Consider the following 13,951-nt stretch of genomic DNA (forward strand, 5'->3'; position numbering starts at 1 on the left):
GACCGACCCACCAACTGCGGAAGGTTACGGAAAATGGCTAGCAGCGTTACCGAGCCCCGGCCATCAGACAGCAATCCGCTGGCCGGGGCGGACGCCGGACTTGGCGAAACTACACCCCCCGGGAAGCGACGCAAGGGCCTCAGCGAGAAGAACCGGCCCCTGTGGCTCCTGATCCCCGGCGGACTGCTGATGACCCTTGTCATCCTTGTCCCCTTGGCCATGGGCATCTGGATGTCCCTGATCGATCTGGATCAGTACACCCTTCGCCAATGGGTTAATGCCGAATTCATTGGCCTCCAGAACTACATTGAAGCGGCCGTCAGCAGCGAGTTGCTCCGCTCCATCTGGCTCTCCGTTTCGTTCGCGGTGATTTCCACAGTGGTGACCGTCCCGCTGGGCGTCGCCGCCGCCGTCGTCACCCAGAACGCGTACCGTGGCCGCGCAATGGTGCGCTCTGTCTTCCTGATCCCCTATGTCCTGCCGTCATTTGTGGTGGCCAGCGTGTGGCGGACAATGCTGCAGCCGGATGGCATCGTGAACGTGACGCTGACCAACCTGGGAATGGACGGCGGGCTGTGGCTTAACGGGCCCAACGCATACTGGACACTGGTCTGGGTGGAAATCTGGGCGGCCTGGCCCTTCATCTACCTGCTGGCGCTGTCCGGCCTGCAGGCGGTGGACCACGAGGTCCACGAGGCATCGGCCCTGGACGGGGCACTGTGGTGGAACAAGCTGCGGTACGTGATCTTCCCCTACCTCAAGGGACCGGTTTCGCTCGCCTTCCTGCTGGCCACGCTGAACCACATCAACAACTTCACTCTCCCCTATGTCCTGTTTGGTGCGCCGGCACCGTCCGATGTGAATGTGCTGCCGATCCTGGTTTACGTCACCAGCTTCCAGAGCTTCCGGTTTGGCCTCAGCGCCGCGATGGCGGTCGTTTCGCTGATACTCATTGCCATTCCGCTCTTCATCTACCTGCGCGCAGTCCGGCTTGATGTGCACGAAGGAGGAAAGAAATGACCATCGACGCGGCCAACCCGATCAAGCAGCAGAAGAAGCAGCCCATCCGGCGTGACGCAGCCCTGGAGGTTACACGCCTGATGCCGAGGCCGCTGCTTGCAACGCTCACGGTCCTGCTCTGCGCCGTGGTCCTCATCCCGATCGCGTATATCTTCCTGGCGTCACTGAACACGGATGTGGGCGTCGCCAGCGGCGAGTTCTGGCCCAGCAGTTTCTCGTTGGACAGCTACACCAAGATCTGGGATTCCGTGGGGCTGGCGAAGGCCATCGGCAACAGCCTGATCGTTTCCGGCGCCACGGCAGTCGTCTCGGCCATCATGGCTATCGGCACGGCTTACGTGCTGGTCCGGTTTGAGTTCCGGGGGCGCCTGACCGTGCTGCGCGGGCTGCTGGGTCTCCAGTCCATTCCGGGAACCCTGATGCTCCTGCCCGTATTTGTGCTTTTCTCTTCCGCGGGCACCTACTTGGGTGTGACCGTCATCGGCACGCTCTGGGGCCTGTTTATCGCCTACCTGACGTTCGCGCTGCCGTTCTCAACGTGGGTGATGGTTACGTACCTCCGCGGCCTGCCAAGGGAACTGGAGGAAGCAGCACGCATCGATGGAGCTTCCAACCTCGGGATCCTGTTCCGGATCATCATTCCGCTTAGCTGGCCCGGAATCATCGTTTCGGCTATTTTCGCTTTCCTTCTGGGCTGGAATGACGTGCTGTTCGCGTCTGTGTTCACCCGGCCGGACACGCACACCGCCGCGGTTGCGCTGCAGGTCTTCGCGTCCGCCGTCGAGGGTGGAGCGATTCCGGTGTACTCGCAGATGATGGCGGCTTCGCTGGTCTGTGCCGTCCCTGTGGTGGTGCTGTACTTCATGTTCCAGAAGTACCTCGTTGGCGGCCTGACTGCCGGCAGCGTCAAGTAGGACAGCTTCACAAACAACTCCGCCCGGTGCAGCTGCTGCACCGGGCGGAGTTGTTTGTTTACTGCCGGCATCGCTCCTCGGACCATGGATCACCAGGCCTCCGGGGGGCGCGGCCTAAGGTGTGGATTCGCCGGAGTCCTTGGTGGCGTCAGCCTGGGACTGCGTCCGGGACTGTTCTGTGGGCCGCTGGCCTGTGCCGGGTTGTTCCGAACCGGGCTGTTCTGAGCCGGGCTGTTCTGAGCCAGGCTGTTCCGTGCCGGGCTGGCCTGTAGTGGCCTGGCCTGTAACACGGACTCCGTACTGGGGCCGGCCGTCAGGGAGGTCCGGGTAGCGGACGGCGGCCGCGGGAGCCTTCGCCGGCTGGGCCTCTGCCTCCGGCTGCGCGCCCTGCTCCGGGCCGGCGGCGTGGCCTACACCTTGGACTGCCCCCTGGCCCGGAGTACCAGCACCCTGCTGTCCGTAGGGGTCATTCCAGCTGGCAGGGCGCGCGGGTGCCGGACCGGACTGATTGCCGGGCTGGTCCTGCTGACCGGGCTGCTGGCCCGTTTGGCCGTACTGCTGGTTCTGGTAGCCCTGCGGATTGTAGGGGGCCGCTGCTGCGTCCGAACGGTTCATGGGCAGTTGCTGGAGCAGCCGGCGCGCATCATGGGCGGCTTCCACCGACACCACAACGTCGTAGTTGGTGGCCACCACCTGGCTGGTGGAGGTGAAATCCCGCTTTCCGCGCTGCATGGCATACGTGACAATCCCGAACAGCATAAAGAAGGCAGCGCCCATCAGCACAGACGCCAGGATCGAGAAATAGCCGGGCGATGGTGCGAAAAACGAAAGCATAACGCCAACGAAAAGGCCGAACCACATACCGCTGAGCGCCCCGGAGAGAGCTACCCGCGGGTAGCTGAGGCGGCCGGTCACCCGCTCAACCATCTTCAGTTCGTTGCCCACGATCGAAACCATGTGGACCGGGAACTGCTGGTCGGCGAGGTAATCCACCGCCTTCTGGGCATCCAAGTAGGAGGTGTACGAGCCCACGGTATCGCCGGTAGGCACCGTCCGGGCGTCGTCGGGCCCGCTGGGGCCACCGGCCTTGGGAGCACCAAAAATGTTTGACATACACCCATTCTTGCCCATCCGCATGTATGCCGCCTGTAGATTCAGCTAAAAGAGAGCAGACTCGGTAGCCTGTAGACGTGAGCACAAATCTTTCGCGCGTCTTCGTGGCCCGTCTGCTGGGTCTTGACGTCTTCGACCCTTTAGGCGACCGCCTGGGCAGGTTGCGCGATGTGGTGGTGCTCTCACGTGGCAGCCGCGGTGCCCCGCACGTGGTGGGCATCGTCGTCGAAGTTCCCGGCAAAAAGCGGGTCTTTGTACCGATGACACGCATTACCTCCATCGACCAGACACAGATCATCTGCACGGGACTGGTTAACCTCCGGCGCTTTGAACAGCGCGGCGCGGAGACGCTGGTGGTCGCGGAAATGTTCGACCGCCGCGTAACCCTCCGGGACGGCAGCGGCGACGCCACCATCGAGGACATCGCCATGGACCAGCACCGGTCCCGCGACTGGTTCGTGAGCAAGCTGTTCGTCCGCCGGGGCCACTCGCTGTCCCCGCTCAGCCGGCTGCGCCGGAACGAGACCATGATCATCGACTGGGCCGACGCCCTCCAGGGTGCCCGCACTGAACCCCAGGCAGCCACGCAGTTCGTCGCCAACCACGAGGACCTCAAACCCGCAGACTTCGCCGAAGCCCTGCAGGAAATGAGCGACAAACGCCGGTTCGAGGTGGCCAGCGAACTCCAGGATGAGAGGTTGGCTGACGTCCTGCAGGAGCTGCCCGAGGACGACCAGGTGGAAATCCTCTCCGCCCTTGACGTCCAGCGCGCAGCCGACGTCCTGGAGGAGATGGATCCCGACGACGCCGCCGACCTCCTCGGCGAACTGCCGACAGCACAGGCAGAGGAACTGCTCCAGCTCATGGAACCCGAAGGCGCCGACGACGTCAGGCGGCTCCTCGAATACGACGAGGACACCGCCGGTGGCCTGATGACGCCGGTTCCGGTGATCCTTCCCCCGGAGGCGACTGTCGCCGAAGCACTGGCCCACGTCCGCCGCGAGGAACTCTCCCCCGCCCTGGCCTCGTCCATTTTCATCACCCGGCCTCCGCTGGAAACCCCCACCGGACGCTTCCTCGGTGTGGTCCACATCCAGCAGCTCCTGCGTTTCCCACCCTTCGAGCCCTTGGGCAACCTGGTGGACAAGAACCTTGAACCGTTGTCCGATCAAGCCCACATCAGCGAAGTAGCCCGCACCCTGGCAACGTACAACCTGAACTCCCTTCCGGTGGTTAACGACGCCGGCCGGCTTGTGGGGGCGGTGACTGTTGATGACGTCTTGGATCATCTGTTACCCGATGACTGGCGCGCCTACGATGGCGAAGCCCCGATAAGAAAACTGGGAGGCCGCATTGGCTGACACCGGCGCCCCCAAGAATCCCAACAAGCAGGCCGCGGCCAAGGGCGGGCTCGACACACCCCTAAGCGGCCGCCAACGCATCCTGCCAAAATTCTCGCCGGATCCGGACGCGTTCGGCCACGCTACGGAAGGCTTCGCCCGGTTCATGGGCACGCCACAGTTCCTGGTCTACATGACGGTCTTCGTTGTCATCTGGCTCGTCTGGAACACGTGGGCACCGGAGGCGTGGCAGTTCGATTCGCGCATCCTCGGCTACACGCTCCTGACGCTCATGCTGTCGCTGCAGGCCTCGTACGCAGCTCCGCTGTTGCTGCTTGCCCAGAACCGGCAGGATGACCGGGACCGCGTCTCGCTCCAGCAGGACCGGCAGCGCGCCGAACGCAACCTGTCCGATACCGAGTACCTCACGCGGGAACTGGCCTCCCTGAGGATCGCGCTGCGCGAAGTTGCCACCCGCGACTACGTCCGGGCCGAACTGCGAACACTCCTCGAGGACATGCTGGAAGCCCAGGAGGAACTGCGGACCCATGATCACGCCGGAGCCGGCAGCCACGAGTCACCGCGCGAAAAGATCAAGGACAGGCTCAAGGAAAAGCGGGATAAGCAGCGGAATCCCCGCACGCAGCAGATTCCCAAGGTCAAATCCAGCCACGCCGCCAAAGAGCAGGCAGCCAGGGACCAGGCCCAGAAGGAGTCATCCGTTCAGGACCCGGCCGTCCCGGAGCACCACCCCACCACCGAAAGCTGAGCCCTGCCCCTATGAGCCACCCCCTGGAGCAGGCAGTCAACGCTGCACTGGCCACCGTAATCGATCCCGAGCTTCGCCGTCCCATCACGGAACTCGGCATGGTGGAGTCCGTGGAGATCTCTGCGGACGGCCATGTCAGGCTGGCCGTCCTGCTGACAATCGCGGGCTGTCCCCTGCGCGGGACCATTACTGCCGACTCCGAAAAGGCGCTGTCCGCAGTTCCGGGCGTGACCGCCGTCGACGTTGAACTGAAGGTGATGAACCAGGCCCAGCGGGACGCCCTGAAGGAGCAGCTCCGCGGCGCCGCCGGCCAGCGCGGGATTCCGTTCAACGAGCCGGGGTCGCTGACCAAGGTATTTGCGGTGGCCAGCGGCAAAGGCGGTGTGGGCAAGTCATCACTGACGGTCAACCTGGCCTGCGCCCTGGCCGCCCAGGGGCTACGGGTTGGCATTGTGGACGCCGATGTCCATGGATTCTCGGTTCCGGCCCTGATGGGCATCACGCAGGCGCCCACCCGGGTGGACGACATGATCCTGCCGCCGGTGGCCTACGGCGTGAAAGTGATTTCCATCGGCATGTTCGTGGCCGGAAACCAGCCGGTCGCCTGGCGTGGGCCGATGCTCCACCGGGCCCTGGAACAGTTCCTGACCGACGTCTACTTCGGCGACCTCGACGCCCTCTTCCTCGACCTGCCGCCCGGCACCGGCGACATCGCGATTTCTGTGGCCCAGCTGCTGCCGAAGGCGGAGATCCTGGTGGTCACCACGCCGCAAGCCGCAGCTGCCGACGTCGCCGAGCGCGCTGGTGCCATCGCCACCCAGACAGGTCAGACGGTTGCCGGCGTCATCGAGAACATGTCATACCTGGAAATGCCCGACGGCGGAAGGATGGAGCTGTTTGGCAGCGGCGGCGGGGCGGTCCTCGCCGAAAGACTCACGACGACGGTGGGCATCGATGTTCCGCTCTTGGGACAGATCCCGTTGGACATCCTGCTGCGGGAAGGCGGCGATGCGGGCGCGCCGATCGTGCTGGGCCGGCCGGAGACCCCGGCGGCCATTGCCCTGATCGAGATTGCGGGAAAACTTGCTGCCAGGCCCCGAGGCCTCACTGGGATGAACCTGGGCCTGCAGCCGCGCTAGCGCAGCCCATCAGGGGCGACGGCGCCTAGGTCGCTTCGGTATCGAACGGGGCTGGTTCGCCCGGGGGCAGTGACTGGACCACGCGTTCCGGACGGGACGAAGCCGTCCCGTCTGTGGCAACGGCCCCTGCTCCGGCGACGGCAGCTACCGCCGCCGGCGCGCCGGCACTGACGGGTTTGGCGTCATCGTCCAGGAGCGCTTCCTTGATGATGCGCCGCGGATCATACTGGCGGGGATCGTATTTCTTCCAATCGACATCGTCGATGTCGATGCCGACTTCTTCCTTGATCTGCTCCCGCGCACCGGAAGCCATCCGGCGGACTTCCTTCACCAGATTCGCAAGTTTCTGGGTGTATTCCGGCAGGCGCTGGGGACCGATCACCAGGATGCCGATGATCAGCAGGAGGAAGAACTCCGGGCCGTTGATTCCAAACACTTTAGGAAGATTACCCTCTCCGGAGCCCGGCTGACGATTCCTGCCCGCCAGCGTCGCAAAGTGCCTGCATCACGGAGCTAGCATCTCCCCGAGTTTGCGGATTCCACGCTCCAACCGCGCCACGGGAGAGTCGTCCGCTGCAGCAGGCGGGGAGGCCCTGGTCTCCGGGCTGGCACCCGTGTTAATTCCTTCAACGGCGAGGACGCTGAGCCGCTCCAGCAGCGGAACTGCGTCGTCGGCCTGTTCCGCCGGGAGGTCGGACTCAACCGTAAAAATGCCGGCCGTGGTCTTAATAGTGGCCGTCCAGGGGGCCAGGTTGCTGACCATCAACTTCTCATGCGACTCGTTTGTGCTCAGGTCTGCATCCTGACCGGACTCCTGCCCGGCGTCCGCAGGATGTTGTTCGACGATCGTGGCGTAGTGGCTCCCATCGGACAGGCGCAGTTCCACCGCCGGCCGCCCGTTAAGTGTTATGGCATTTGCGCTGCGGACGTGGAAGCCAAGTTGCTCCAGTTCCGGACAGACCCACCCTTCCGAGCGAAGGGCGAGCAATTGCGGGGCATCGAGCTCCCTGCCGTCGGCCGGCAGTTGGGCCGTATGCTGCACCAGGCTCCCCTTGATGGCCGCTTGGGCGACTGGCGTGCTGTCCCCCGCCAGCGCAAACGCACTGACCGCAAGAATTCCAGCGGCTGCGGCTGTACCGCCGGCGGCGAGCGCAATGACTTTCACGGGCCGGTACGGGCGCTGGGCTGGCTCGGCCGCGGCCGCCAGCAACTGCGTCCTGGCCAGCAGCCGGGCCGTCAGGTCATCGCTGGCAGGTGGCACGGCCGCATCACGGAGACGCTCGATGTACTGGCGTTCACGCTTCAGCGCCGCTGCACATTCTGCGCAGGCCTGCACGTGCTCGGCGCCGCGGTGGTGCCGGCGGCCGAAGGGGTTCTGGGGCGTCATGGTGCCGATCAGAGGATGCTGGCGATGCGTGGCAGTGAAAGTTTCGGCTTTCGTCCTTGCTGTGGCCGGGGATCGCGGTGGGCCAGCTTCTCGCGCAGCATGGTCCGGCCCCGGTGGATACGGGAACGGACGGTACCCAGCTTGACGCCGAGTGCAGCGGCAACTTCGTCGTAGGACAGGCCTTCCAGATCGCAAAGCACAACGGCGGCGCGGAAGTCCGGGGGCAGGTCCTCCAAGGCAGCCTGGACGTCGAGGTCCAGGTTGTTCAGTTCGAAGCTCTGTTCAGGTCCGGGTTCACGCCCGGGAATCCGGGATTCGGCGTCGTCGGCCAGCGCGTCAAACCTGATACGGGTTTTCCGACGGGCCTGGTCCAGGAACAGGTTGGTTGTGATGCGGTGCAGCCAGCCATCCAGTGTCCCTGGCTTGAAATTCTCCAGTGACCGGAAGACGCGGACAAATACTTCCTGGGTGAGATCCTCGGCGTCGAACTTGTTCCCCGTCAGGCGGTACGCCAGCCGGTAGACCTTGGCGGAGTGGTTGGCCACCACTTCCTCCCAGGTGGGCATGACCCATTCAGCGGAGGAATCTTGCGTCGCTGGGACAGGTGCCATACTCGATGCTGACATCGTCCACTCCCATCGTGGATTGCTATCGCCCGGATACTGTTGACATCTCTGGTTCGGCGCCGATCACCTCATGGATGACCGGATATCCATCATTTCAAATTTGGCTGGGAATTTCCTGACCAGGGCGGTTCTTCAGCCAGAGGCACAACGATTCCCTTCCCCGGCTGGCACCCCCGCACACAGTAGGCTGTACTAAACACTCCCCTGCCGCCCAGAAAGCGAATCACATGAGCGCCGACAAATCCACGAGCTGGTCCTATGCAGAAGATCTGCCCGCAGAGGATGAGGTTATGCTTCGGGCCAGGGAGCGCTCCTTCGAACTGGGCGTGACCCCCATCGGCGCAGGTGTTGGTGCGGTGCTGACGGTGTTGGCAGCCGGCTCGAAGGCCCAGACCGCCGTCGAAATCGGCACAGGCGCAGGTGTCTCGGGGGTTTGCATCCTGCGGGGTCTCGGTCCGCAGGCCGTGCTGACCACCATCGACGTGGACGTCGAACATCTGAAGGCGGCACGTGAGGCTTTTTCGGAGGCTGGCAGTCCGGCCAACCGCACGCGCACCATTTCCGGCCGCGCCGGTGATGTCCTGCCGCGCCTGACCGACTCCGCTTATGACCTGGTGTTTGTTGACGCGGACAAGCCGGGCCTGCCCGGCTACGTGGACCAGGCCGTCCGGCTCCTGAAGGCCGGCGGGCTGCTCATCATCAATGACGCCCTGGACAAGGACCGCGTGGCCAACCCGGCTGTCCGGGAGTCCAACACTGTGGTGCTCCGCCAGGTGGGGAAGGCAATCCGCGACGACGACCGTTTGGCGTCCGCTATGCTTCCCACCGGCGACGGCCTGCTGGTCGCGGTCAAGAAGTAGCTCCACAGAAAATAAGCCAGCGTCCGCAGCCGGTTGGCTGCGGACCCTGGCCCTGCGGGATTATTCGGCAACGCCGAACAGGATTTATTCCGTTACGCCGACGAGGCATTCCTTAAGGTTGGCCGCCTCCGCAGCGTTCAGTTCCACCACAAGCCGTCCGCCGCCTTCGAGCGGTACGCGCATGATCAGGCTGCGGCCCTCTTTGGTGACTTCCATAGGGCCGTCGCCGGTGCGTGGTTTCATAGCCGCCATGAGGAATTTCCCCTCCATTTAGTCCCAGGACATATCAGCCCGGATGGGCTGTGTCCGCATGGTCAAATCAAGCCGCTATGGCGGCCCGTACTGATGCCGCCACGGCTGAACATTTCTGAATGCTTTTTGTCCCTGCTTACTTACTATTATCCCGTAATGACCCGCACGTAGCTAATCGATGGACATTTACGGCCGCGTCGGATTCCCCAATCCGCCGGCCAGGCGCCGCCCGCGATCACGGCGGATAATCTCCGCCGCCCGGAAGCTGTGCCCATGCCCACAGCCAGACGATCCAAACGATCTGGAGCAGGATAAACATTGTCAGGACCGTGCCGCGGTACGCCTTGGACCGGGACAACAGCGCAGCTGCCAGGGCCAACGGGAACAGCGGGAGCAACATCCGGAAGGTACTGGTTTGGGGGTGGAGGAACAGGAGGAGGTAGCCCATATAGCAGGCGCACCAGAGGCGCAGCTCCACACCAAGCCGGACCACCGGCGGGGAGAAAAGCAGGAGCACAAAAAGGCCCGCAAAGACGAATGGTGCCACGATCCCCAGGACGGGGCCAAAGAGGTCGACACCGGTGTCGAACCAGGGCTTGAAGGGCACCAGACGGTGGCCGCGCCACACTGTCTCGGTTTTGGTATACGCCTCAATGTCGCCGGTGGCGGCCCAGGCCGTTGCCGGCCACAGCAGTGCCGAGGCACCGCCGATAACGGTCAGGCCCGCCAGGGACGCCAGCTCCCTCAGGCTGTGGGTGCCCGGCCGCTGCTCGCGCCTCCGTTCCACGAGGCGCCACAAGAAGAGAAGCCCCACCATTGCGGCAAAGGGAACGCCCACGGGACGGGAGAGGCACAGCAGGACCACCACTGGCATAGCCGCGAAATAATGATGCCCGATGACCAGCAGCAGCGCCGTGGCCAGCAGGAAAATGGTCAGGGGCTCCGCATACGGGGCCTGGAGAATGGCTGACACCGGAAATGTCGCGAAAAATGCCACCCCCCAAAGCGCCGCAGTGTGCGAAGCCTTGTGCCTGAACAAACAGTACAAAACCAGCGCCGCGCCCAACCCTGCCAGCATGGCGACGACCGTGAGCGCCGTGGCAGGACTGATTCCCGTCAGGCCCGCGAGCGCCTGGCCCAGGGCCGGGAAGAGCGGATAGAAGGCCCACGCATTTTCCTGCACATTGCCGGCGGCATCCGTTGGAAGTCGTGAGGGATATCCGTCGGTGATGATCCGGCCGTACCATCGCGCATCCCAGATATTGATGAAGTTCCAGTAGTCAGGGACGGCCGGAAACCACGGATTGGGGCCTTGGTGCAGGGCTGCTGCCATAAAGATGCACGCACTGACCAGGCGGGCAGCGACGTAGAGGGCGCCAACCTGCAGCCACCATGGCCAGCGTTGGACCGCACCCGCTGCGCGGGCGCCGAATGCAGTGATCAACGCCGTCGGGCCCGTTCGGTGCCCCGTGTCAGTGCTCAAGCGCCGGCCTCCGGGTGCGCCGCACGTTCCACTTCCAGCAGCCGTGCCCGGAGCCTGTCCAATTCTTCGTCTTTGGCCTCGATCTGATCCCGCAATTCGTCAAGGACCTGGTCCACCTGGTCCATCCGGTATCCCCGCAGGCCGAGGGAGAAGCGGACACGGTCGACGTCAGCAGGTACAGCCTCCGCCGGCAGCAGCACCGGCGGAAGGTTGGCGGGCGGCTGCCCGAACCCCGGGTAGAGAATCGGATTCTCCGGGACCTCGGTGCTATCGGCCGGTTCACTGCCCCGGCGGAGGAGACGCAGGATGCTGCGACGGCCACCGGCGCCTGCCCACAGGGTGGCGGCGATCAGCGCGATGGCGAGGTAGACCAGGAAAAAACTCACAGCACCCATCGTGCCAGACCCGGGCAGGCGGCCTATTCGGGCCGTTGCTCGCCATTGGTGGGAACGGGGGGCGTCCCGTGCAGCACCAGCTGCACCGCTTCGGCAGGATCGTCCACCACCTGAATAAGGTCCAGGTCCTTTGCGGAGACCATTCCTTCGGCCACGAGGGTGCCCTTGATCCATTCGATCATCGGCCCCCAGAAGTCGACGCCCAGGAGCACGATCGGGAAGGAAGTCACCTTGCGGGTCTGGACCAGGACCATGGCTTCGAAGAGTTCATCCAGTGTCCCCAGTCCGCCCGGAAGAACGATGAAGCCCTGGGCATATTTGACGAACATGGTTTTCCGGGCGAAGAAGTACCGGAAGTTAATGCCGAGGTCCACCCACTGGTTCAGGCCCTGCTCGAACGGCAATTCAATGCCCAGCCCGACGGAGACGCCGTTGCCTTCCACGGTGCCGCGGTTGGCGGCCTCCATGGAGCCCGGACCGCCGCCGGTGATGACGGCCACGCCTGCGGCTGCCAGCTTCCGGCCTACTTCCATGCCCATTTCGTAGTACAGGCTGCCAGGCTTGGTACGGGCCGAGCCGAAGACACTGACGGCGGGCCCCAGATCGGCAAGCGCGCCGAACCCTTCGACGAACTCGCTCTGGATCCGGAGGACACGCCACGGGTCTGTATGGACGAACTGTCCGGCGCCCTTGGTATCAAGCAGATGCTGGTCGGACATTTCCACAGCTGCCTGCTTGCGGCGGAGTTCAAGGGGCCCCTTACGGCGCGGCTGGGAAGTTTTGGCCGGATCTGCGTTGATGCTCATCCTCCAAGGCTAATGCCAAGGCCGGCGTGCCCGTGGCAGGTATCTCTTGAATCACGATCCGCGCGAACTTGGCGTGATTCACCTCATATCCAGCCAATGTTCGCTAGATTCTTCTTATGACTACTCATGTGCCCGGCGATGCGCTCGTCTCCCTGAATGGTGTGAATAAGCATTACGGTCAGTTACACGTTTTGAAGGACATCAATCTCCACGTCCGCAAGGGCGAAGTGGTGGTGGTCATTGGCCCGTCAGGCTCAGGAAAGTCCACGTTGTGCCGTGCCATCAACCGTCTCGAAACCATTGAAGGCGGCACCATCAGCATTGATGGAAAGGTGTTGCCGGAGGAGGGGAAGGAGTTGGCGCAGCTCCGCGCCGACGTCGGCATGGTCTTTCAGTCATTCAATCTTTTCGCGCACAAGACCATCCTTGAGAACGTGACGCTTGGTCCCATCAAGGTCAAAGGCGTTGCCAAGGCCCAGGCCGACAACGAAGCCATGGCGTTGCTTGAGCGTGTGGGCGTGGGTCACCAGGCCCCCAAACTCCCGGCGCAGCTCTCCGGCGGCCAGCAGCAGCGCGTGGCAATCGCCCGCGCCCTGGCCATGAAGCCCAAGGTCATGCTCTTTGATGAGCCCACCTCGGCGCTGGACCCCGAGATGATCAACGAAGTGCTCGATGTCATGATCCAGCTGGCCAAGGAAGGCATGACCATGGTTGTGGTCACGCACGAAATGGGTTTCGCCCGGAAGGCCGCCGACCGTGTGGTCTTCATGGCGGACGGACAGATCGTCGAGGACGCCAAGCCGGAAGAATTCTTCACCAACCCGCAGAGTGATCGCGCTAAGGACTTCCTCTCCAAGCTGCTCACCAACTGATTCCACCAACGAACACACACACCAGTTCGCACCCAGGCCGTGACCCACGGCCAACCAATGAAAGGAATGTCATGAAGGCATTTATGACCCGCCGGAAGTCGTTCTTCGTGGCGGCTACTGCTGCCCTGGCGCTGTCCCTGAGCGCATGTGGCGGCGGTACCCCCGGCACCACCAGCGATCCCACTGTGGCCGAAAAGCCCACGTTCGCGGCCGGCACCACCATGGAAAAGCTGGCCTCTGCCGGAACCATCAAGATCGGCACCAAATACGATCAGCCGCTCTTCGGTCAAGTTGGCCTGGACGGCAAGCCCGTGGGATTCGACGTCGAGATGGGTAAGCTGATCGCAGCCAAACTGGGCATCGCTGCGGACAAGATCGAATGGTCCGAGACGGTCTCCGCCAACCGCGAGCCGTTCATTGAGCAGGGCAAGGTGGACATTGTCATCGCCACCTACACCATCAACGACAAGCGCAAGCAGGTTGTCAGCTTCGCAGGCCCCTATTACGAGGCCGGTCAGGCTTTGATGGTGAACAAGGACAACGATTCCATTAAGAAGCCCGAGGACGTCGCGGGCAAGAAGGTCTGCTCAGTCACCGGCTCGACGCCGGCCGCCACAATCGTGGACAAGTACCAGGCCGAACTCGTTCCGGCCGCCACTTACTCTGCGTGCCTGGAGCCGCTGCGCAACAAGCAGGTTGAGGCCATCACCACCGACAACGTGATCCTGGCCGGTTTTGTGGACAAGGAACCCAACGCCTTCAAACTGGCCTCGGACGAGACATTCACCAAGGAGCCTTACGGCATCGGCCTGAAGAAGGACGACACCGAGTTCCGCAACTGGATCAACGACCAGCTCGAGGCGTTTGGCAAGGACGGGTCCTACAAGAAGGCCTGGGAAGCCACTGCCGGCACAGTCATCAAGACCGCGCCTGACCTTCCCGCCATCAACCGCTACTAGGTAAAAACGACGCCTT

16 protein-coding genes are annotated in these 13,951 nt (G+C 63.5%); 8 read left to right on the plus strand and 8 right to left on the minus strand.

Annotation, left to right across the window (positions count from 1 at the left end; all coding sequences use genetic code 11):
- Positions 1-33 precede the first annotated feature (33 nt).
- A complete protein-coding gene (locus FYJ92_RS13050; protein WP_185261095.1) occupies positions 34-1,020 on the plus strand; it encodes a carbohydrate ABC transporter permease in 987 nt (328 codons plus the stop codon).
- A gap of 80 nt (positions 1,021-1,100) precedes the next feature.
- On the plus strand, positions 1,101-1,934 hold the full coding sequence (locus FYJ92_RS13055; protein WP_255482415.1) for a carbohydrate ABC transporter permease: 834 nt from the start codon (positions 1,101-1,103) through the stop codon (positions 1,932-1,934).
- Positions 1,935-2,048: 114 nt separating this feature from the next.
- Here FYJ92_RS13055 and FYJ92_RS13060 read toward each other — a convergent pair whose 3' ends face one another.
- The gene (locus FYJ92_RS13060; protein WP_255482069.1) at positions 2,049-3,047 is read right to left on the minus strand and encodes a general stress protein; all 999 of its coding nucleotides are present in this window, start codon (positions 3,045-3,047) and stop codon (positions 2,049-2,051) included.
- A 77-nt stretch (positions 3,048-3,124) separates the two neighbouring features.
- Between FYJ92_RS13060 and FYJ92_RS13065 the strand changes: the two genes are divergently transcribed.
- Genes FYJ92_RS13065 through FYJ92_RS13075 form a run of 3 tightly spaced genes read left to right on the plus strand, consistent with a single transcriptional unit; the run spans position 3,125 to position 6,295 of the window.
- On the plus strand, positions 3,125-4,408 hold the full coding sequence (locus FYJ92_RS13065) for a magnesium transporter MgtE N-terminal domain-containing protein (RefSeq protein ID WP_185261097.1): 1,284 nt from the start codon (positions 3,125-3,127) through the stop codon (positions 4,406-4,408).
- Complete coding sequence (locus tag FYJ92_RS13070) at positions 4,401-5,156, plus strand: DUF1003 domain-containing protein (RefSeq protein WP_185261098.1); 756 nt, start codon at positions 4,401-4,403, stop codon at positions 5,154-5,156. Before FYJ92_RS13065 ends, FYJ92_RS13070 begins: the two co-directional genes overlap by 8 nt.
- 11 nt (positions 5,157-5,167) lie before the next feature.
- The gene (locus FYJ92_RS13075; protein WP_185261099.1) at positions 5,168-6,295 is read left to right on the plus strand and encodes an Mrp/NBP35 family ATP-binding protein; all 1,128 of its coding nucleotides are present in this window, start codon (positions 5,168-5,170) and stop codon (positions 6,293-6,295) included.
- 25 nt (positions 6,296-6,320) lie between these two features.
- On the opposite strand, the gene FYJ92_RS13080 is transcribed toward FYJ92_RS13075, so the two are convergent.
- The 3 genes from FYJ92_RS13080 to sigE all read right to left on the minus strand — a co-directional run bounded on the left by FYJ92_RS13080 (position 6,321) and on the right by sigE (position 8,308).
- Positions 6,321-6,731: a Sec-independent protein translocase TatB gene (locus tag FYJ92_RS13080; RefSeq protein WP_185261100.1), complete on the minus strand. Its 411-nt coding sequence runs from the start codon at positions 6,729-6,731 to the stop codon at positions 6,321-6,323.
- Positions 6,732-6,800: 69 nt separating this feature from the next.
- Positions 6,801-7,682: an anti-sigma factor gene (locus FYJ92_RS13085; RefSeq protein ID WP_255482070.1), complete on the minus strand. Its 882-nt coding sequence runs from the start codon at positions 7,680-7,682 to the stop codon at positions 6,801-6,803.
- An 8-nt stretch (positions 7,683-7,690) separates the two neighbouring features.
- Positions 7,691-8,308: an RNA polymerase sigma factor SigE gene (gene sigE, locus FYJ92_RS13090; RefSeq protein WP_185261101.1), complete on the minus strand. Its 618-nt coding sequence runs from the start codon at positions 8,306-8,308 to the stop codon at positions 7,691-7,693.
- A 227-nt stretch (positions 8,309-8,535) separates the two neighbouring features.
- On the opposite strand from sigE, the gene FYJ92_RS13095 reads away from it, so the two are divergent.
- Positions 8,536-9,168, plus strand: a complete 633-nt coding sequence (locus tag FYJ92_RS13095; protein ID WP_058931857.1) for an O-methyltransferase — start codon at positions 8,536-8,538, stop codon at positions 9,166-9,168.
- 84 nt (positions 9,169-9,252) lie between these two features.
- Here FYJ92_RS13095 and FYJ92_RS13100 read toward each other — a convergent pair whose 3' ends face one another.
- The 4 genes from FYJ92_RS13100 to FYJ92_RS13115 form a co-directional block, all read right to left on the minus strand.
- A complete protein-coding gene (locus FYJ92_RS13100; RefSeq protein ID WP_009357720.1) occupies positions 9,253-9,420 on the minus strand; it encodes a DUF3117 domain-containing protein in 168 nt (55 codons plus the stop codon).
- Positions 9,421-9,655: 235 nt separating this feature from the next.
- Positions 9,656-10,903, minus strand: a complete 1,248-nt coding sequence (locus tag FYJ92_RS13105; RefSeq protein ID WP_370525972.1) for a hypothetical protein — start codon at positions 10,901-10,903, stop codon at positions 9,656-9,658.
- Positions 10,900-11,298 carry a DivIVA domain-containing protein gene (locus tag FYJ92_RS13110; protein WP_185261102.1) on the minus strand — a complete coding sequence of 133 codons (399 nt, stop codon included), beginning with the start codon at positions 11,296-11,298 and terminating at the stop codon, positions 10,900-10,902. Before FYJ92_RS13110 ends, FYJ92_RS13105 begins: the two co-directional genes overlap by 4 nt.
- Positions 11,299-11,321: 23 nt before the next feature.
- Entirely contained in the window at positions 11,322-12,104 is a 783-nt protein-coding gene (locus FYJ92_RS13115) for a TIGR00730 family Rossman fold protein (protein ID WP_185261103.1), read from the minus strand.
- Between the two features lie 116 nt (positions 12,105-12,220).
- Here FYJ92_RS13115 and FYJ92_RS13120 point away from each other — a divergent pair, with 116 nt between their 5' ends.
- Both FYJ92_RS13120 and FYJ92_RS13125 read left to right on the plus strand, forming a co-directional pair.
- Positions 12,221-12,976: an amino acid ABC transporter ATP-binding protein gene (locus tag FYJ92_RS13120; protein WP_185261104.1), complete on the plus strand. Its 756-nt coding sequence runs from the start codon at positions 12,221-12,223 to the stop codon at positions 12,974-12,976.
- Between the two features lie 71 nt (positions 12,977-13,047).
- The gene (locus FYJ92_RS13125) at positions 13,048-13,935 is read left to right on the plus strand and encodes a glutamate ABC transporter substrate-binding protein (RefSeq protein ID WP_185261105.1); all 888 of its coding nucleotides are present in this window, start codon (positions 13,048-13,050) and stop codon (positions 13,933-13,935) included.
- Positions 13,936-13,951: the final 16 nt, after the last annotated feature.

The organism is Pseudarthrobacter sp. NBSH8 (assembly GCF_014217545.1).
Taxonomy (GTDB): Bacteria; Actinomycetota; Actinomycetes; order Actinomycetales; family Micrococcaceae; genus Arthrobacter.

Excerpts from the sequence above, each read along its gene's own strand:
- FYJ92_RS13050 (WP_185261095.1), top strand. The coding sequence starts at position 34 with ATGGCTAGCAGCGTTACCGAGCCCCGGCCATCAGACAGCAATCCGCTG.
- FYJ92_RS13055 (WP_255482415.1), top strand. The coding sequence starts at position 1,101 with ATGCCGAGGCCGCTGCTTGCAACGCTCACGGTCCTGCTCTGCGCCGTG.
- FYJ92_RS13060 (WP_255482069.1), bottom strand. The coding sequence starts at position 3,047 with ATGTCAAACATTTTTGGTGCTCCCAAGGCCGGTGGCCCCAGCGGGCCC.
- FYJ92_RS13075 (WP_185261099.1), top strand. The coding sequence starts at position 5,168 with ATGAGCCACCCCCTGGAGCAGGCAGTCAACGCTGCACTGGCCACCGTA.
- FYJ92_RS13085 (WP_255482070.1), bottom strand. The coding sequence starts at position 7,682 with ATGACGCCCCAGAACCCCTTCGGCCGCCGGCACCACCGCGGCGCCGAG.
- sigE (WP_185261101.1), bottom strand. The coding sequence starts at position 8,308 with ATGTCAGCATCGAGTATGGCACCTGTCCCAGCGACGCAAGATTCCTCC.
- FYJ92_RS13095 (WP_058931857.1), top strand. The coding sequence starts at position 8,536 with ATGAGCGCCGACAAATCCACGAGCTGGTCCTATGCAGAAGATCTGCCC.
- FYJ92_RS13100 (WP_009357720.1), bottom strand. The coding sequence starts at position 9,420 with ATGGCGGCTATGAAACCACGCACCGGCGACGGCCCTATGGAAGTCACC.
- FYJ92_RS13110 (WP_185261102.1), bottom strand. The coding sequence starts at position 11,298 with ATGGGTGCTGTGAGTTTTTTCCTGGTCTACCTCGCCATCGCGCTGATC.
- FYJ92_RS13115 (WP_185261103.1), bottom strand. The coding sequence starts at position 12,104 with ATGAGCATCAACGCAGATCCGGCCAAAACTTCCCAGCCGCGCCGTAAG.
- FYJ92_RS13120 (WP_185261104.1), top strand. The coding sequence starts at position 12,221 with ATGACTACTCATGTGCCCGGCGATGCGCTCGTCTCCCTGAATGGTGTG.
- FYJ92_RS13125 (WP_185261105.1), top strand. The coding sequence starts at position 13,048 with ATGAAGGCATTTATGACCCGCCGGAAGTCGTTCTTCGTGGCGGCTACT.